General features: G+C 52.4%; 19 protein-coding genes. 4 read left to right on the top strand and 15 right to left on the bottom strand.

Features of this window, described 5'->3' with window-relative positions:
• Nucleotides 1–273: 273 nt before the first annotated feature.
• A complete protein-coding gene (locus ACFSSA_RS01385; RefSeq protein WP_386817976.1) occupies nt 274–447 on the top strand; it encodes a YqaE/Pmp3 family membrane protein in 174 nt (57 codons plus the stop codon).
• 6 nt (nt 448–453) lie between these two features.
• On the opposite strand, the gene ACFSSA_RS01380 is transcribed toward ACFSSA_RS01385, so the two are convergent.
• Nucleotides 454–1,383 (bottom strand): helix-turn-helix domain-containing protein, encoded by a 930-nt coding sequence (locus ACFSSA_RS01380; RefSeq protein ID WP_386817975.1) that lies wholly within the window; start codon nt 1,381–1,383, stop codon nt 454–456.
• Between the two features lie 248 nt (nt 1,384–1,631).
• Here ACFSSA_RS01380 and ACFSSA_RS01375 point away from each other — a divergent pair, with 248 nt between their 5' ends.
• Complete coding sequence (locus ACFSSA_RS01375; RefSeq protein ID WP_386817974.1) at nt 1,632–2,390, top strand: PEP-CTERM sorting domain-containing protein; 759 nt, start codon at nt 1,632–1,634, stop codon at nt 2,388–2,390.
• A gap of 92 nt (nt 2,391–2,482) precedes the next feature.
• On the opposite strand, the gene ACFSSA_RS01370 is transcribed toward ACFSSA_RS01375, so the two are convergent.
• The 5 genes from ACFSSA_RS01370 to ACFSSA_RS01350 all read right to left on the bottom strand — a co-directional run bounded on the left by ACFSSA_RS01370 (nt 2,483) and on the right by ACFSSA_RS01350 (nt 7,969).
• Nucleotides 2,483–4,825 carry a heavy metal translocating P-type ATPase gene (locus ACFSSA_RS01370; RefSeq protein WP_386817973.1) on the bottom strand — a complete coding sequence of 781 codons (2,343 nt, stop codon included), beginning with the start codon at nt 4,823–4,825 and terminating at the stop codon, nt 2,483–2,485.
• A gap of 45 nt (nt 4,826–4,870) precedes the next feature.
• Nucleotides 4,871–5,581, bottom strand: a complete 711-nt coding sequence (locus ACFSSA_RS01365; protein ID WP_386817972.1) for a sulfite exporter TauE/SafE family protein — start codon at nt 5,579–5,581, stop codon at nt 4,871–4,873.
• Nucleotides 5,582–5,600: 19 nt separating this feature from the next.
• On the bottom strand, nt 5,601–5,762 hold the full coding sequence (locus tag ACFSSA_RS01360; RefSeq protein WP_386817971.1) for a hypothetical protein: 162 nt from the start codon (nt 5,760–5,762) through the stop codon (nt 5,601–5,603).
• A 2-nt stretch (nt 5,763–5,764) separates the two neighbouring features.
• Nucleotides 5,765–7,177: a cytochrome c oxidase accessory protein CcoG gene (gene ccoG, locus ACFSSA_RS01355; protein ID WP_386817970.1), complete on the bottom strand. Its 1,413-nt coding sequence runs from the start codon at nt 7,175–7,177 to the stop codon at nt 5,765–5,767.
• Between the two features lie 90 nt (nt 7,178–7,267).
• Nucleotides 7,268–7,969 carry a ZIP family metal transporter gene (locus ACFSSA_RS01350; RefSeq protein WP_386817969.1) on the bottom strand — a complete coding sequence of 234 codons (702 nt, stop codon included), beginning with the start codon at nt 7,967–7,969 and terminating at the stop codon, nt 7,268–7,270.
• Nucleotides 7,970–8,485: 516 nt separating this feature from the next.
• Between ACFSSA_RS01350 and ACFSSA_RS01345 the strand changes: the two genes are divergently transcribed.
• Nucleotides 8,486–9,793, top strand: coding sequence for a tyrosine-type recombinase/integrase (locus ACFSSA_RS01345; protein WP_386817968.1), 1,308 nt, complete (start codon nt 8,486–8,488; stop codon nt 9,791–9,793).
• 114 nt (nt 9,794–9,907) lie between these two features.
• Here the strand turns inward: ACFSSA_RS01345 and ACFSSA_RS01340 are convergent, their stop codons facing one another.
• Nucleotides 9,908–10,108 carry an excisionase family DNA-binding protein gene (locus tag ACFSSA_RS01340; protein WP_386817967.1) on the bottom strand — a complete coding sequence of 67 codons (201 nt, stop codon included), beginning with the start codon at nt 10,106–10,108 and terminating at the stop codon, nt 9,908–9,910.
• A gap of 528 nt (nt 10,109–10,636) precedes the next feature.
• Between ACFSSA_RS01340 and repC the strand changes: the two genes are divergently transcribed.
• The gene (gene repC / locus ACFSSA_RS01335; protein ID WP_386817966.1) at nt 10,637–11,905 is read left to right on the top strand and encodes a plasmid replication protein RepC; all 1,269 of its coding nucleotides are present in this window, start codon (nt 10,637–10,639) and stop codon (nt 11,903–11,905) included.
• Nucleotides 11,906–12,018: 113 nt separating this feature from the next.
• On the opposite strand, the gene ACFSSA_RS01330 is transcribed toward repC, so the two are convergent.
• The 8 genes from ACFSSA_RS01330 to ACFSSA_RS01295 form a co-directional block, all read right to left on the bottom strand.
• Nucleotides 12,019–12,459 (bottom strand): Dps family protein, encoded by a 441-nt coding sequence (locus ACFSSA_RS01330; protein ID WP_386817965.1) that lies wholly within the window; start codon nt 12,457–12,459, stop codon nt 12,019–12,021.
• Nucleotides 12,460–12,490: 31 nt separating this feature from the next.
• Entirely contained in the window at nt 12,491–12,946 is a 456-nt protein-coding gene (locus ACFSSA_RS01325) for a DUF5069 domain-containing protein (protein ID WP_386817964.1), read from the bottom strand.
• 52 nt (nt 12,947–12,998) lie between these two features.
• Nucleotides 12,999–13,469, bottom strand: a complete 471-nt coding sequence (locus ACFSSA_RS01320) for a nuclear transport factor 2 family protein (RefSeq protein WP_386817963.1) — start codon at nt 13,467–13,469, stop codon at nt 12,999–13,001.
• A 55-nt stretch (nt 13,470–13,524) separates the two neighbouring features.
• On the bottom strand, nt 13,525–14,874 hold the full coding sequence (locus ACFSSA_RS01315; protein WP_386817962.1) for a dihydrolipoyl dehydrogenase family protein: 1,350 nt from the start codon (nt 14,872–14,874) through the stop codon (nt 13,525–13,527).
• 18 nt (nt 14,875–14,892) lie between these two features.
• Nucleotides 14,893–15,489 carry a pyridoxamine 5'-phosphate oxidase family protein gene (locus ACFSSA_RS01310; protein ID WP_386817961.1) on the bottom strand — a complete coding sequence of 199 codons (597 nt, stop codon included), beginning with the start codon at nt 15,487–15,489 and terminating at the stop codon, nt 14,893–14,895.
• A gap of 108 nt (nt 15,490–15,597) precedes the next feature.
• A complete protein-coding gene (locus ACFSSA_RS01305; protein WP_386817960.1) occupies nt 15,598–16,500 on the bottom strand; it encodes an alpha/beta fold hydrolase in 903 nt (300 codons plus the stop codon).
• Nucleotides 16,501–16,629: 129 nt separating this feature from the next.
• A complete protein-coding gene (locus ACFSSA_RS01300) occupies nt 16,630–17,049 on the bottom strand; it encodes a MarR family winged helix-turn-helix transcriptional regulator (RefSeq protein ID WP_386817959.1) in 420 nt (139 codons plus the stop codon).
• A 69-nt stretch (nt 17,050–17,118) separates the two neighbouring features.
• On the bottom strand, nt 17,119–17,679 hold the full coding sequence (locus tag ACFSSA_RS01295) for a carboxymuconolactone decarboxylase family protein (protein WP_386817958.1): 561 nt from the start codon (nt 17,677–17,679) through the stop codon (nt 17,119–17,121).
• Nucleotides 17,680–18,431 lie beyond the last annotated feature (752 nt).

The following is an 18,431-nucleotide window of genomic DNA, read 5'->3' as shown; positions in this document are numbered from 1 at the left end:
ACTGCCGTCAGTCGTTGAGTTTGTAGGTTCCGTAATGTGCGCTCCACTGAGGATTCGTGCAATGTGCAATGTTTAATTCAGCGAAGATTGCACTATTGCCGCTCTATGGATCGTGGGGTGCTGTAGCGCCCAAGTTGGTCAATCCTCTTCAGCCCATGGAAAAAGGCGCTTCTGGGCCTTTTTGCCAGGGATTTGCACCTGCGGCACGTCGAATGCGAAAACGTTCCATGACTCCGTGCCCAGAGCTACGGAGCATAACCAATCATCAATATTATGGCACAAGCAGCACCAGTGAACAAAATCCTTCTAGTTATTCTCGCTTTTATCTTTCCTCCGCTTGCGGTGGGATTGCATTCCGGCTTTGGGAAAAGCTTCGTTTTAAATATCATCCTCACCATCATCATGTGGCTCCCGGGTGTCATCCATGCTTTGATGGTTGTTCTTTAGTAAAAATCAACCGCCCGCAGACAAGGAGGTCGCCTTCGCCAGTTCTTCACGGCGGAAGTTCGTCGGAGAATTTCCAGTGAACCTGGCGAAACTTCGATTGAACTGAGAGAGCGACTGATAACCAATATGGAACGCTATTTCAGAGACGCGGGCTTCCGGCTTCAGGAGTTCTTTCTTTGCCCATTCAATCCGCCTGCGATTCACGTAGTCTGTCAGAGTAAGCCCGGTGGATTCCTTGAAGACCCGGCAGAAATGGGACTCGCTGAGTCCGGCGTGTTTGGCGACAAGTGAAAGCGGCAGGGGATCTGCCAGCGTGTTCTCGATAAACTTCCGCGCCCGTGCCACAGCGGCAGGCTCACTTCCATCGCTGATGAGCGCCAACTTTTCCGCATAGCTGCTCAATTGTTTTCCAAAGGTGACAAGTAAATTGACCATCGCCTGATATCGCTCGGGATCTATCACCTGCGTCTTGAACCAGGCATCGTGAAGCGCTTTCACATCTTCTGGCTTGAGCCCTTGCCTCGATAAAGTCTTCGCAACGGCGGAGAAGGTCTGCTCATCAGGAGTTTTGTGGAAAACCTGTCCGGTGCGCAACATCCCTATAATCGCTCCACCACACATCACCGGGACCGCAGTGGAAGTCATGCCGGAAAAGCAATGACAGGTTGTCGGACCGTTTATCTTAGCGTCCTCGTTGAGTCTGCGATTCACCTCCATACAGGCTTTGCAGGCACTCTCGCATAGGTTGAGTTTGTCACAAAATGAACTGCTATTTTCCGCTTGTTCACAAAGATAGGAAATATCCGCATCCGCATGGACAAATCTCAGCGGCAACCCTGTGGCGCAGCGGAAAGCGTTCTGGTAGGTGGTAAAAAGCTCGGACTTCAGCACCTTTTCCTGAAGTGCATGATTGAAGTGATCCGGGTCGCTTGTCATTTCTCTGATGTGGTTTGGGCGTTCAGAGCAGAACGTAGACAGCTTTCATCCGCCTAGCAACTTCCGACTGTTTTGGAATCGGCTAATTTTTACCGATTTGTTTATAAAAACGCGGGATGTATTATATTTTATGCGGGATCATAGGTAGACGGCAATCGGCGTAGGGGTTGGGATAGAAGATACCGATATATCCTCCTTTTCAGGATTCGCCGGGAGGAGATCGGTCGTAAAACCATATTTATTTTTCTATGAAACGACTACTCATCACGCTGGCCGCGACAACCGCATTTACGGCAAGCTCCCAAGCTGCCTTGATCGCCTTCGGAGATTTCTCAGGAGACGCCCGCTTTGCTAACGGAAACAGTTTGGCTTTCAGCTCAGCGAACCAAGGTTGGGAAGCGAAAAATTTCACGTGGGGTTCTGGGAGCTCCACAACCCAGACCTTTTCGAATGAGCAAGCGACTGTTGGCTCGAATTATGGGCGGGGTGTGGCATCCGCATTCTCTCCGATCGCGGGCCAGACGGGAACTGACAATTTCCAGCTATCTTTTGACTGGACTGCACCGGATTCCGCAGTTGGGGATTCCTTGAGTGTCACCTATCAGATCCTTGGATTCAAGATCAACGAGGGAGCGACTCCGGACGCGGCGGACAAGTTTTTCAATGCCATCAACGGCCGCGACTATAAGCCTGGAAATCTGGGCGGCCTGGCAACATGGACCAACCTCCTGGATGGCAGTTCGGGAAGCAACACCTCCGCTACCGCTTTCGGAACCTTCACCGGCACAGCGGGAGTTCTGGGCACGGCTGCGATCGATCTCAATCTTGGCGGGGTGAACATGGAGGACTTCGACTACATCGCGGTCAAATTCAACGCCGGCGTTGATGGCTCCGAGGTAGTCTCCGGTGGAATCCTGGACAACGTGGCAATCAATGTTCCCGAGCCTTCCGTGGCAGTTCTTTCAGCTCTGGGAGCTCTGGGTTTGATCCGCCGCCGTCGCCGCTAAAGGTGCGGTTTCAACGTAAAATTTGTATCTGCTTTCACGGCTCTCTCCCGCTTCGCACGGGTGAGAGCCGTTTTTTTAAGGGGCATGAACGATCAGCCTTTGCCTCTGAGACCACGGGCAACGATTGCAAGGGAGATGGCGGAGCTCAACGGCATGATGATCGCTGCAAGGAGCGGGTTCATATGACCCAACAAGGCTGTGGTAATTGCAGCAGCATTATAGATCAGGGCAAAGCTGAAGGCGATTCTCACGGTCTGCTTCCGGCGCCGGGCGAGAGAGAGCATAGCGGGGAGGAATTGCAGACTTTGCCCGAGAAAAAAGAAATCGGATTTTGATTCGAGAAGACTGCGATCGACCACCGGTGTGCCTGTCACGTAGGCAGCATTGAACGCGAGTGAATCGTTTGCTCCATCGCCTAGATAGAGGGTATCCTGTCGGTCCAGCCTGCGGACGATTTCCTCTTTCTGCTCCGGGAAAAGCGAAGCATGGGCATCGTCCCTGGAGATACCCAGGGAGTCAGCCACGGCGGCGACCTTTTCCTTGTTATCTCCGGATAAAATAATCAGGCGGTGTCCGCTGGCTTTGAGATTCCGGAGTGCTTGGGTGGAGTCCGGACGCAGCATTTCGCTGAAGTTGAAAAGCGCGATCGGTTCCCCGTTATGCGACAATTCCGCATCGTGGGGCGAAAGTGTCTGCGGTTTGCCAGCTGCCCAGCCGGGGCGTCCAAGGGACCACTTGCCGGTATCGTTCTCGAAAAATCTTCCCAGCCCGGGAACGTCCTCGACGGTTGCGCCCGGTGCGGAACGAAGTAATTCCTGCCCTTTTTTTCCCAATGCCTCTAGAAGGCTGCGGGAAACGGGATGCAGGGAGCCGAAAGTAAGGCGGGCGAGTGCCAGGCGTCCGGAATCGTCCAGAGCCGTCAAAGCTTCGGGATTTTTCAAAACCGGGCGTTCGAGGGTGAGGGTGCCTGTTTTATCGAAGATGATAGACCTGATTGTACAGAGCCTTGGCCAGATCTGAGCTTCCCGGATGAAAACCCCCGCGCGTTCCATGCGGGAGCTGGCGAGCTCATCGGCCAGGGGCAAAGCGACTCCCAATGCGCAGGGGCATGAGACCACAAATACGGAAATCATCACCTGCAAGGCCTCGGCTGCGGTTCCTGTGGCCAGCCAGACACCAAATCCGGCGCAGCCCACCAGAATGATAACGAGGAGATAGATTCTAAGAATCTTCTCAAGCGCGGGTATGCGTGCGGCAGTCCGGTCAGAGCCGGTGAGGCGGGCCAGAAGGGAGTTTTCCCAGGTTTCTCCGGCTGTGAGGGTGATGGAGTCTTTCCCTAGGTAGATGGCTCCGGCGGGAAGTGTGCGGCCGGCATGAAAAGTTTGGGATTCCGCTTCCCCGTTAATCCATTCGAGGGAAAAGTCCGCAGCGGACGAATCAAGGGTGGCTGCGACAGGGACCGATTGGCCGGGCTGAAGCTTGAAACGGATTCCAAGGTTAAGCTCCGAAATCGAAATAGGTTCCGCCCGGTCCGGGGAAGAGAAATGCTCTGGCAGGGGGCGGCGGCGTTGCAGGCGATTCCGGTTTTTTTCGACTGCTGCGAGCTGCAGGTAGCGACCGCCCAGCATCAGGAAAATAAAGGTGGCGACGAAATCGAAATACATCAACCCATCAAGATCGAAAGCCCACCCGATGAGCGATCCTCCGAAGGCGAGGAGTATGCCGAGTGCGATGGGTAGATCGATGTGCGGAGTCCGTGAAAGGACGGCGTGCCATGCCCGTTTGATAAAATAAGAGCCGCCAACCAACATTGAGAGCGTGGCGGAGAGAAAGGTCACCAGCTTGAAGATTCCGGCGAAGGCGAAGTCCTCCGGCATGCCCACGTAGGTGGGAAGCGTGAAGACCATCGCGTTCATCGCAAATGCAGCGCAGAGGCCGAGCCTTGCCCCGAGCTCGCGGGCCTCGCTGCGGCTCATGCCGGCTTTCCGTAAGGTAAGCGTGTAGCCGAATGAGGCAATTTCCCTGGCAAAAGCGGCTAGATCCATCTCTCCGGCAGACCAGCGCAACCTTAGTAGGCCCGTGCTGGGGTGGGCGGATGCCTCCAACGCGCCGGGATGTCTGAGGAAGATGCTTTCCACCAGCCAGACACACCCCACGCATGAAAGTCCTTCGAGTGAAAAATCTGCCTCCACCGGCTGCCCGACGGGGTGGTTCTCTTCGGTTTTGGCGATGTGTTCCGCCAGCCAAGCGAGGTCTTGTGCCTCAAATGGAGTGCTGCGAACAGGACGTATGGTTGAGCTGCTGCGGAGCTCATAAAACCGATCCAGCCCCTCCTCATGAATCAGGTCGTAGACATATTCGCAGCCGCGACAGCAGAATTTCTCCAGCTGATCTGAAGCGGAAAACGGAGTTGCGCAGTGGATGCAAGTGGCCATACGGAGTGAAAGGATAGCTGGCTGCTACAGATGTGAAAAAATTGCTCAATGGCAGCACGATGGAAGCGAAGCCGGTGCCTTGTCACTGGCTGGAGCAAAGGTGTGAGGAAGGGTCCCCCACAGTCGGAAGGCCATGATGCAGGCGGAAAGAAGGGCAAGCGAGCGCTGCATGCGGACAAGCGTGGTGGGCTTGAAGCGTTTCTGGAGGTGTTTTAGCTGATGCTGGGCTAGCCAAAGCAGGGGCACGGTGCCGAGCCCGAAAGCCAGCGCGAACTCAGCGCCGCGCATGGCGGAGCCAGTCAGTAGCGCCGCACCGAAAAGCAGATAGAGTGGTCCGCATGGGAGTAGCGGGGTGAGAAACCCGATCGCCAAGCCGCTGCGCACCGGTGAAAGACGCCCCAGTTTGAACCGCATTTTCGCGGTCCACTTCAGTAAAGCCGGAGGACGAGGCAGTTTTTTTTCCAGGCCTAGTCCGAAGATTAGAAATACTGCGACGAGAACCCACGGCAAAAGCACGGCCGGAGACCCGAAAAACCATTCCAAAGGCTGTCTCCCGAGCGCACCGCAGATCGCCCCGATCGTGGCATATGCGGTCAGTCTTGCGCCATGATATACGGTCATCGCTGTCAGGCGTTCAGTCTCGGTTGCCGGCATGGCTGCCATCCCACAGGCAATAGGGCCACACATGCCCACACAATGGACGCTGGTGACCAGACCGGCGATCAGAGCGCCGAGAGTTGTATGGACGGGATCCAAGTTTTCCAGGTTAAAAAGCTTAGTGTCCCGAGTTGGAAGATTGGACGGTAATGGTTTCCGGGGCGTGTTTTACCGCGATGAATATCAGGCTGCTCCAGGCGGCGATTAACAAGAGAAATGCCGCGATAACAAAGAGCCACGGACGGAATTTTAGATACGTGGAAGGAGTTTCGGAATTCATGATTACTTGAGTTGACGGGGGTTTGGACCGAGAAATTTCAGATTTTGGCGGACGGTGGAACTGCCGGGAGTGGAAGTGATTTTTAGCGTGAGATCGGTGGGGCCTTTGTAGTGAACGCGGTCATTGATAATAACCAGCGGGCGGCTGGTTTCACCGATGGCTCCGAGCGTGATGGAATCTCCTGTGCCACTGAGCGTGAAACCCGGTGGGGGATTTTCCAGCGTGAGTTTGAATTCTACAGGCTGATTGCGTTTGTTTTGAAGGCGCAGTCTGTAGTGATTTCTTACGACTGTAGGATCTACGTAGAAAGGCGCCCCTCTCATACGGGAAACTTCCGCAAAAAAGGGTTTTGCCTTGAAATAAGCGGTCGCTCCCAAGGCAAGCAATCCAAGGAGTCCGAGCGCTGAATAGACGATAATCCGCGGACGCAGAATGTTGCGCTTTTCACCGGCCAAGCCTTTTGTCGAGTCATAGCGGATGAGCCCTGTCGGACGCTTTAGCTTCCGCATGATATCATCGCAGGCATCAATGCAGCCCGCACAGCCGATGCATTCCATTTGCAGGCCGTTGCGGATATCAATTCCTGTCGGGCAGACTTGGATGCAGCGGGTGCAGTCGACACAGGAGCCGGCATTGGGATTGGTGGCCTTTCCGCGCGGCTCCCCGCGTTTCGCATCGTAGCCGATGACAATAGTCTCATCGTCGCTAAGCGCGGATTGGATGCGCCCGTAAGGACACATGATGATGCAGAACTGCTCGCGGAACCACGCGAAGCAGAAATACAGCACACCGGTAAGCGCGGCGATGATGGTAAATGTCGCTCCATGCTGCAGCGGACCTTCGTGCATGAATTGATATAGCCGCGGCAGTGAGACGAAATAGCTGATGAAAACGTGGGCGATCAGCGCGGAAGCGATCAGATAAAGGCCATATTTCACGAGGCGCCGGAGAGTTTTTCCCACGCTTCCCGGAGCTGCATCAAGCTTGCGGCGGGATGCGGCATCCCCATCAATGAATCTTTCGATTCTCCGGAAAACATGCTCGAGGAAAACTGTATAAGGACAGGCCCAGCCACACCAAAGCCTGCCCAGCAGGGCCGTAATGAAGAACAGTATAAAACCCATCCCGCTTAGCGCGAAAAAGAATACCCATAGATCCTGGGTCAACAAGGTGATCCCGAACATGTGGAAGCGCCGGTTCTCCACATCAAAAAACAACGCCGGCGCCCCATTGATCGGTATCCACGGGAGCAACACATACACAGCGATGAGCAGATAACCAAAGACTCTGCGGAAAAATGTGAAACGGCCCTTCACATCCGCCGGATGAAGCACGTAATGCGAGCCATCAGGGTTGATGGTCGTTACGGAATCGAGGTTCGGGCGCTTGGTCTGCGGGCTGCGTGATGTGGACACGCGGAAAACATGCCATCTATGCCCATTTCCAGCTCCGCATTTAGTCTCAGAGGCTATGCGCTTTTTGCGAAAGGGCGGAACTGCTGGAGTTTATTTAGAAAAAGAACTCAGAAAAATTGCCAGAATAACGCCGAGAGCCGCCGCTAATCCCGTATAATAGCTATCTTTTTTAAACGCCTTGGGGAAAACCTCAATTGCCAGGGAGGCGATGACCGCTCCCCCCGCAAAGCCCCGGATGTATGCGAGAATCTCCGGTGACGTGTCTTTCAATAATAGATTTCCTGCCAGCGCTGCGATCGACAGAATCAGGGCAGTTGCGATCCAAAGAAGCAGGCTCCCCTTTTTCTTCCGCTTGTTCCCGGCCATCTCTTTGGCTCCGCCAGCTGCCTCCGGGAGATTGGAGAGAAAAATGGAGCCGGAAAGTGCCGCCACAGCCATCGGGCTGGCACCAATGAGAGCCACCCCGAGAGCTAAATTTTCCGGTATTCCGTCCAGGGTGATCGCGGCAAGCAACCCACCTCCGCTATCGCTGCCCCATTTCTTTTTCACCAAAACATCCATGCCAACAAATACCAAAGCTCCCAGAAAAACAGAACCAAGCACCCAGCCGAGCGGAGCATTTTTTGTCGCAGGCTCGATGAGCTCGAGAATCGCCGAAACCATTAATGCGCCCCCGGCCAGAGCGACCATGAAACCTTCCGTCCGACCGGAAAGTTTACCGTAAATGCCCCAAACCGCTCCAATAATAAGCGCTGCGGAAACGGCTCCAACGACTATGACGGTCAGTAACATGAATAGATTGGTTTATCGCAAAATCCCCCGTATCCGAAGAATGTCCAAATAAATCAGCTCCTTTCCGAGAATAGAAAAGTCAACTTCGCGAAAGCGACGAATGTTCACTGCCGATTCACTGTCCTTGCGCGAGTAGAGTTGGGACGACCGGGTGGTGGGGAGCAACAAAATCATGCGATGCTCATTCGTCGCGATCTTATGAACGCTCGTTAAGATCGCGTGTGGACGCAGGTAGAGAACTTACGCGCGGAGTTTGTGGAATTCTGAGAGTAGATTGGAATGATACCTAATTGATGGTAACTCATCCAAAATATCCGCACCCGAATCCTTCAGTCGAAAGGAAATAGGGTAGGGCCGGTGGGGTTTGAACCCACGACCAAAGGATTATGAGTTTGTAAATTACGGTTTCTGGCTGTGTCTCGCTCTGTCTCAATTTGTCTTTGTAAGTGATTCTTTTTTAGTTGTTTATGAAGTTTTGAGTTCGACAGAGTGAGACAGGCGTGATTTACTTTGGACATGAAAAACCGGACAGAAACCGGACAGTGGAACAAGCAAGGGACTGCTGTCAAACTTGGAAAAGACGATGTTCGCTACTGGAAGAGCCGTCTCAAGAAACGCTCTTACAAGAGCGGTGGGAAGACCGTCGAAATTAAGGAATGGCAGGTGCGCTTGTTCTCCGGCTCATCCGAAGAATGGTTCAATCTTGGTTCTCAGAACCAATCGGCAGCCGCCCGCAAAGCGCGGGACATCTACCTCTTTCTCAGAGCCAATGGCATGGCGGAAACGGTGGCTCGTTTCAAAGCCAAGCCCGAAGAGGAAACCAAGGTTTCGACCTTGGGCGAATACATCGAGGCCGTGGAGGCTCAATGCACGCTCAATCCCGAGACGCTTTACAGCTACGCACGCAAAGTTCGTCAGATCGTGGGCGAGATTCTCAACATCCCCTATTCGCCCAAAAAGTATGATTACGTCAAAGGCGGACAAGGCGCATGGCGCAAGAAGGTGGACGGCTTCCGATTGGAGCAATTGACCACGGCCAAGATCAACATGTGGAAAAAGCGGTATGTCGAAAAAGCCGGAACCGATCCTCTGAAGCGCAAGCGGGCGGAGAGAACCGCGAATTCCTGTATCAGGAATTCCAAAGCCTTGTTTGGTAAACGGATCATTCGCCAGCTCAGAGGCATCGAGCTTCCCGAAGAAATTCCATTCCGGGAAGTCGAGTATTTCCGGCAAAGTGCCAACCGCTACCACAGCAAGGTCAATGTCGAAGACCTCATCGCGAAAGCTGGGGAGGAACTTCAGGAGGCAGAGCCGGAGCAGTTCAAGATTTTCATTCTCGCGATCTTTGTCGGACTTCGCCGCAAGGAGATCGACATGCTCATGTGGTCCGCGTTCGACTGGAAGCGATCCGTGATCCGCGTCCAGCACTCCGAATTTCACAGTCTGAAATCCGACGCATCAGCGGACGACATTCCGGTCGAGCCGGAAGTCATGGCTCTATTCAAAGCCTTCCATGAAGAAGCCGCAGGTGAAGTTTTCGTGATCCGTTCGGATCGGGCACCGAAGATCTCCAAATCCTACCGCTACTATCGCGCCGAAAAAGAATTCAAAGCCTTGCTCGACTGGCTTCGCTCGAATGGCGTTGAGGACAACAAGCCGATTCACACCTTGCGCAAGGAGTTCGGTCGTCTCATCACCGAGCAGCACGGCATTTTTGCCGCGTCCAAGCTCTTGAGGCATTCGAGCATTCAAGTGACCGCGAGCTTCTACGCCGATGACACCCGCCATCTCACCGTAGGACTCGGCAATCTGGTGAAGTCATAGCGTCAGCCTTGGTTTCGGCATTCCGCCTGCCAACCAGGGCGCGCCACGAAACCCAAAAAAATCCGCCTCGCGAAGTGCGAGGCGGATGGATACTTCCAAGAAGCGAAAGGCGTTTTACAGGCCACTTTCGACGATGCGATCAATGTCGCTGTTCCTGAAGCGTGGAGCAGAACCCACAAAGACTTTCTCCAGCAAACCTTCAGCCGCCATGCGGTCGATGGTTCTTGTCGAAACTGACAGCCGCTGAGCAGCCATCTTCTTTGTGATGAGCTTGTCCTGCACGGAGGCAGTTTTGATGGTGTTAAGAGTTTTCATGGTCTTCAAATTGGTTTCTGACTATGAAACGGCCTGAAGGTGCTTCTCATCCGGTAGCAGTGATACTTTTTCACCGTTCCCGGCTTCAGCCCGGTCAAACACCCGGCATCTTTACAGCGTCGATCCGATGAGATACCATCATAGATGGCGAGGATTCTCGCTTCATTCACGAGCGAGTGTCCTCGCTCAAAGTCATTGATTCGGCCACGGCTTGGCCTCACTGGATCATTCAATCGAGGGCTTCGATTTCCGAACGCCCTTCAACCAACGCAAAGGAGGAAAGGCAACCTCACTTCACCGATACGAAAAAACCGTCGTTGGCGCGACGGTTCAGAACGTGGAGGATTACTCCTGATTACTGTTCCTATAGTAGTTCCATGCGTTCCTTATTGCAAGTTGTATTTGATTCAGGCCGACGGCTTTCGTCGGCGTGAGGCTGAGGGAGCTGAGAACAATCACATGCAGACATTTCAAATCCACTCACAAAGAACCACGTCACAACCCAGAGGCGGACGCGTCAGCTCGCCGATGCTTCGCAAATCACTCGAAGAAGCCGAGAGCTTCCTCGGATTGGAGGAAAACACCAACCGCTATGACTTGCTCACACTCGTCAAACGCATTGGAAAAAGCGCGGGATTCACTTCCCGCATGATCGAGCTTCTCGATTATTACATGAGCTTCACCCGTGACATCGACTGGAGCGAGGGGCACAGCCCCATCGTTTACCAGTCCTTGTCCCGGACCGCCCTTGACCTCTCCATTTCAGAACGCCAGATCCAGAGGCTGGAACAGGCATTGTTCGAGGTGGGGGCGATGACTTGGCACGACAGCGGCAATCATCGTCGCTACGGACAACGGTGCGCTGAGACAGGAGCCATTCTTTTCGCCTACGGCGTGGATCTTACCCCGTTGGCGTATCTGAAGGCCGAGCTTGCGCAGAAGCTCGCAGAGAAGAAGGCGCATGATCGTGAATGGATGGAAACCAAGCGACGGGTCTCGTGGTATCGCCGACAAATTCTCGCTCTTCTCGCCGAGCTGGAGGCCCAGCCGGAAGCGATTTCTAAATGCGAGGAGTTTGAGACGAGCTACCGCGAATTGGCAAAGCCCATCCGCACCCACATTCAGCTCGAAGAGCTTCGGGGAATCCTCGTGGCTCACAGAGAGCTTCACGCACGCATTTCCGCCAGACTGGATGACCTGAGCGATACGACCTCTTCATGCAGAGAATCCATGAAAATGTCGTCCAAGGACGCCGCGAATGTCGTCCACTACAATTCTACAAATCACTCTCAATCTAATAAATTAGATACAGGTGGGGCTTCGCCCATTGGCTTCCAAGGAAGACGTAACAGCGAATCCAGGAAGGAACCTCGACCACCTTCGAAGAAGGAAACACCGGAGGTTCACAGCCGAGGACAAAGCAAGCGCACGATTTCTGACACCGGGATTCAGCACATCACCCTCACCCATGCGCTTCATGCCACTTCCGCGAGATTCCGGGAGCAACTCTCGCTCGCTACCAGCCAGATCCACTGGCGCGATTTCGTCGAAGCCGCTGCACGCCTTCGACCCATTCTCGGGATCAGCCAGCAGAGCTGGGGCAATGCTTGTATCGCTCTCGGACGGACAGGAGCCGCGCTTTGCGTGCTCCTCACCGACCATGCCGCCTTGCGGACGAGCGACCCGGTGACAAAACCCGCCGGATACTTCATGGCTTTGATCAAGCGTGCTGAAACTGGAGACCTGCACCTGCACCGATCCATTTTCAGCATTCTGAAACGGGAAAGTGGTGTATAGATCGGCTCGCTATAACCCACTTGGGGGCTCGGTATGGTTCATGGAAAAGGAGTTTATCACCCATGAGTTGGAACAGGCAACGGGCTGAACCTTGAGTATCGGTAAGACTCTATTCACACCTCCAAATAGCTTTTTAACATCCAGACTGTTTTTTCGTGCACTTGGATACGAGCAATCATTAAGTCTTCTGTTTCAGAGTCATCCGCATCCCGTGCGCAGTCTCTTGCTGCTTTCAAATCCTTCAACAGCTTTTCATGGGCCTTGATTAGGTGTTGGACCATCTCGGAGGCACTTGCATCTTCGGAAATTTCTTTGATCTCCGCAAGATTTGCCAAGTTGGATAAGCCTCCAGGAGCAAGTGAACCGATTGCTCTCAAGCGCTCAGCAATGTCATCAACAGCGACGAACATTTCATTGTATTGCTCCTCGAACGCGGTGTGCAGAGAGAAAAAAGAGGGACCGCGAACATTCCAGTGACAGACGTGCGTTTGCCCAATTAGAGCATAATTATCGGCGACAACGAGTCGTAGTGCTTGGGTAATTGAATTTTTCATGGTGTTCTATTTTGTATGTTAGTTTTAATGTTTATGCTTTTCCGCCAAAAGTGAGGTAGTCGTCGATATCGAGATAATCACACAATGTCGCTACATCTTCACGCGGCGGGTTCAGCTTGCTTGCGTATTCTGCAAACCAAGCGCGAGCTCCAAGGCTTAAACCGGGGAGGGTTTCCAGCCATTGGCTCCAGGACTGGATTTCGTAGGGTGCCATAGGGCGATTCAGATGCTCTAAAACCCACTGAAGGATGTCCCAGTCACCTCCTCCTTCACTTACTTTTGCGAGAAAATCCTCTGAGGAAATTCCTGTTAAATTAAAAAACTCACGGTCGAGTAAGCTATCGTCTCCATAGACATAGTCTCCGGCGGTTTCATTCGCGGTTGCTCTCGCCTTGTCGATTAAACGAGGCAAGTGCGCAAAGCCTCCTAAACGGACACGAGGGCTACGAGGCGGGCGGGTGGATAAGTTGGTTTCTACTACTTTCATTGTGGTGATTGTGATTTTTGGTTCTGTCTATTTGTGATGAGCTTTTGTGGAATTAAAGTCCGAGGTCTGAGAGGCTTGGATGGTCTTGAGGGCGCGGTCCGAGTGCCCAATGAAATTTGCGTTGGGCTTCCTGAATCGGGAGATCATTGATGCTGGCGATGCGGTGCGCCATGAGTCCGTTTACATCGAATTCCCAATTTTCATTGCCATAGGATCGATACCATTGATCGGAGTCGTCGTGCCATTCGTAAGCGAAGCGGACGGCGATGCGGTTTTGTCCGTAAGTCCAGAGTTCTTTGATGAGGCGATAGTCGAGTTCTTTATCCCATTTGCGGGTGAGGAAATTCTCGATTTCAGATCGCCCTGAAATGAATTCCGCGCGGTTGCGCCAGAGGCAATCGGGAGTGTAAGCGAGCGCGACTTTTTGCGGATTGCGGCCGTTCCAACCATCTTCGGCGGCTTGCACTTTCTTGATGGCGGATTCGTGGTCGAAGGGTGGCAAAGGTGGTCTTTGAGTTTCCATTTTTGTGAGAGTTCTTTTTGGTTTTTAGTTATTTGAGTGAATTGTTTCTGTGCCTTTAGACCATCGACTTGATGTCGGAGGTGGAGGTGGGATAGGCCCAAAGGAAGTTGGCGATGTCTTTGGCTGGGACTTTGTAAGCGATTGCGAGCGCAAAGAGGTTAATCACTTCGGCAGCGTTATGGCGCACGAGGTGGGCTCCGAGGATGAGGTCGGTTTTGTTGTCGATCAGGACTTTGAAGGCCGCGTGAGTTTCACCGATACGCTTGGAGGAGGGCCAAGCCGTGGGGCTGCCATGTTTGATGCGGAAGTCGAGGCCTTGTGCTTTCGCTTGATCTTCGGTGAGCCCGACTGTGGCGAGAGTGGGAATGGTGAAGACCGCGCTGGGAACGACACGGTGATCGACTGGTGTTGTATTTCCTTCGAGAATGTTGCGAGCAGCGATTTTTCCATGATCGTCGGCAACGGTTGCGAGCATGAGTCCGTGGGATGCGCAGTCTCCGATGGCGTAGACGGCGGAGTTTGTGGTGCTTTGCAGGTAGTCGTTGACTTCGATGCCTTTCGGGCCATGAGCAACGTTTCCGGTATCTCCCTTGAGAACGCTGAGGTTTGGGAGACGCCCTGTTGCCGATACGATGAAGTCTGTCTCGATCGTGTGTGCTGTCGTTGTTTTGACTAAATAAGAGGCACCCGTCTTCTCGACAGAGACTGGTTCTTCCTCGAGCAGGATTTCGATGCCTGCTTCGCGACTTGCTGCGAGGACAACATCCACCATATCAGGGTCGAACCCATTGAGGGGACGCGTCGAGCGGTGTAGTAGAGTGACTTGAGCGCCTGCGCGGATCGCTGCGTGTGCGAACTCGAAGCTGATATAGCCTCCACCGATAAAGGTGATATGCTTCGGCAGTTCTGCAAGTGAGAGGAAATCGTCACTGATATGGATGTGCTCGGATCCGGGGATGTCGGTTGGACGGGGGCTGGATCCGGTTGCGAGGATGAGGTGGTTGGCCGTGAGTTTGCGGGCATCATCGAGTGTCACTTCGTTAGGTCCGGTGAGAGTGGCGCGATGACGAAAGGTCGTGACGCCGTCTTCTTGCCAGCTTTTGAGATCTTCTTCGGAACGCCCCTCAAGAAATTCATTTTTGAGTGCCTGAAGGGCTTTCCAATCTGTGCGCGGGGCAGCTTCGATGCCTTTACCTATGAGATGTTGGGCATTGGCAACAGCTTCAGCATTGGCGATGAGGTATTTTTTGGGCTGACAACCTCGCAGTGCGCAGGTGCCACCGAAGGGAAGCTCGTCGATGATAGCGATGCGTCTGTTCGCTTTGAGCAACCCAGTTGCCGCGTAGTAGGCTGAGGTCCCTGAGCCAATGATGATGGCGTCGAAATGAGTGTCAGAAATGGTCATGAAATTTTAGGTAGTGGCTTATGAGCCTTGTTTAGCGAGTTGGGCTTCGAGTTCAGCAATGCGGTCTTCGAGGGGAGTAATGACTTCATTGACTTCAGCTTCTGTGAAACGGGGCGTGATGTATTGTGGACAATTCCAGTCATAGCTCACTAAGCGTATTTTAAAGATGCGTTCGACCGCTGCGTGCATGTCTGGGGTAGCAAGGTCTGGGACAAGCTCGTGATGTTGACGAGCATCCAGGACTTCAACGTGGCCGATCAATTTGAGCCGTGCTTTGCGTGCATAATCCATGAGAAAGAGACAGGCACGGTCGTTGGCAGTAACATTTCCAACACTCAGCATTTGGCGGTTGCCCGTGTAGTCAGCAAATGCGAGCTCCTGCGGAGAGATTACTTTTAAGAATCCAGTGGGGCCTCCTCGATGTTGCACGTAGGGCCAACCTGTTTGATTGACGGTGCTGAGGTAAAAACTATCGCGCGAAGCAATGAAGTCGATTTCCCGTTCGGTAAGGGCATCTTCTCCTTCATTCACAAGGCTGCGGGGACGACCGTAGTAGTGCTCCTGTGCATCTTGCACAGCGGGAGTGATCAAGCGAGATAGGAATCCTTTGGCCATGATATGTATAGTGACTTGAAGTTTGGCGAGAGTGCGGAGGGTAGAAACGCAAGGGGCATGTCTTCCGAGTGGAGTGACGCTGCCCCTTGCGGGATCACCGTTGAACGATTACTTCACTTTTGTCTTCATGAAGCCACGCATTTTGCGGATAATGAAGGGTGCTTCTTCTTCGAGAGCGAAGTGGCCGGTATCCAAGATGTTGTAGTCAATGTCCTTGATGTCGCGCTTGTAACCTTCTGCACCTGGCACAGGGAAGAACGCGTCATTCTTGCCCCAAACGAGCAACATAGGAGGCTGATTTTCACGGAGATAGCTTTGCCACTTTGGATAGAGTTTGAGATTGTTCTGATAATCATAGAACATCTTCAATGCCATTTCGTGACCACCGGGACGGGAGATGTTGTAGTAGTCCAATACCCAGTTATCTGGGTTGATTGATTCGGGCTTACGAGTGCCGTGAGTGTATTGCCACTTCATACCTTCCAAGGTGAAAACGTTTTCCTTGATGGTTTTCTCCAGTTCAGGTGTCTTGCCTTTCCAGTAGTCAAGCACTGGGCCCCATCCTTCTGGAGCGATGCCTTCTTCGTAGGCATTTCCGTTCATGACGACAAAGCCCTTCACCTTTTCTGGGTGGTCTAAGGCGATCCGGAAACCAACGGGGGCTCCGAAATCCTGAATCATGAGCACGTATTCCTTTAGGCCGCGCTGGATAAGGAATTTATCCATTGTCTTGGCGACATTATCGAAGGTGTATTCATACTCATCGACACTTGGGAAACTACTATTGCCGTAACCGGGATAATCCGGAGCAATGAGGTAGTATTCATCACCAAGTGCGGCGAGGACTTCGCGGTATTGATGAGAGGATGAAGGAAAGCCGTGTAAAAGAACAAGGGCGGGCTTGTTGCTCTTTGGGTCTCCCGCTTCGCGGTAGAAGATGTCTAGATCATCGACTTTTTCGGTCCCGTAGCGGACACGACTTTCAGGTTCAATATTTTGTTCTGCGTTCATTATTGTAGTGGTGGTTAGAATCCCTGCTAGGATCAGTTTATTTATATGGTGCTTCATTGATTTCGGTTTTAGGTTGGTTGCGCAAGCAAGTAAAATTAACTAGTTAGTGGTGGATTTTCTCTAAAAGAATTACGAACTAAGCTTTTCAAAAGCTAATCGAGCTTTCCCGAGACCTTCGACTAAGGCTTCAAAATCGCTCTCACCAACAGTTTTCTGAAGCCGGAGCTTTAGTTGAGACATCGCTTCACAAATTCTATCGTATTCTTCGATTGCTGATTCAGTGACTGCAATGGTTGACCCTCTTCCTGAGCCTTCTTTGAGAACATATCCTCTGGCAACAAGAGTTTCAACGAGACGATTAATTGTGGATGCCTCCAGATCTAACAGTTCGCCATATTCCTTTTGCCCCAAGCCTCTCTCCTCAACCATCGCGAATAGCAAGTAGCCATGAGATGGAGATAATCCTATACGGGAAAATTCATCTCGGCAGGCCTCAGTGACACTGCGACTTACTGACGAGAGGTTGAAATAGAGACAGTCATTAAACATGGTTGAAGACTACTGATTCAACTTGCTTGTGCAAGAAAGTTTTCGAATTTAAAAAAATATCTAGTTTTCTTATGCTACTCGATCTTGGCTTATCGGCCCGATTGCCGGAAAGTCGACTTCCGTGCCAAAGGCACTATTGAAGTAGTTCGTGAAGATATTGAGGCCAACGTGGGCTACGATTTCAATGATACGTTCATCGGTAAAACCTGCGTCACGAACGGCTTGAACATCTTCGGAAGTCACTGAGCCATGGTTCTTAACAAGCTTTGCAGCGAAGTCTAATCCAACCTGGCTAGTCAGGTCTGCCGAACGACCTTGACGGTTGAGAGCAAGTTCATCTCCACTGAGCCCGGATTTATCACCAATGAATGAATGGGCTGCAGTGCAATAATCGCAGCCATTAAGCCCGGCGATGGTAAGCGCAAGTTTTTCACGGAATTGGGGATGAAGATCTCCGCCAGCAAGAGCGGAAGAAAACTGCAGGTAGCCATTTAAAGCTGCAGGAGCATGAGCTAAAGTTGTGAACAGATTAGGAGTCGCTCCTAGCGAGCGTTTCACCCCATCGAGTAATTGCTTGGCTTTCCCTTCAACTGCTTCTGGATCGATTGGTTTAATAATTGGAGTATTCATTTGTTGTTTTGGTTGGTTTCTCAGCAAGCTCATTTACTTGCTTGCGCATACAAGTATACCAAGTTGAGCCAAAAGCAAGAGGAAAAGTTTAAAATCCGAAAAAATATTGTTCATCCAATGGTGATTGATGCTGAATTCCTTCTGCCTGCAACCTTCCCCGCCTAAATTGGAAGTCAGATCTCAAGCTCCCCCTACCGTCGTCTTGGCTCTCGTTTTCAAGCATGTTTTTGATTCCGGCCATTGCCTCAATTGTCCTCCCCACCATGTCGTTTATGAGATCACCAGGCTGGCCTAGGTAATCTAGCTCCAGAGGCACCGGATCGCCTACACTTTCAAAAAGCTGAAGCATTTCTCCGGCGCTCCGTCAGATTTGCCTACGCATATTCTCTGATCGAATTGGGGCGGTAAGGCTCTCGAGCTGGGCCCGACGCAGCTTTTCCGATCCATTGGAGCCACGAGCGGGCAGGCGCGAAAAATGCCACATACCAGGCTCATCGTAAATCTTTCAACTCATTGAAGTTCAGTCTTCTAGGGATTCCAAGCATCGGCTTTCCCCAGCAAATCTGGCGGAGAGCCATTTCTCCTAGAGCGCCAATAAGCCTGATCGCCCAAGTGACCTGCCTCGCGGTGGTTTTGATTGAGATTTCTATTTCTTGATTCATGACAGCAGATCAAGGCCGCGCAGCACCTAGCAGCCTGTTGAAAAACGCCTGCCAACCTGTCAGGCTGGCCCCGCCGATGTTCAAGCCCCG

The sequence above is a fragment of the Luteolibacter algae genome, from assembly GCF_042683045.1.
GTDB classification, from domain to species: Bacteria; Verrucomicrobiota; Verrucomicrobiia; order Verrucomicrobiales; family Akkermansiaceae; genus Luteolibacter; species Luteolibacter algae.
The sequence above is the reverse complement of the archived record's forward strand: the minus strand, read 5'-3'. Positions and strand labels throughout refer to the sequence as shown.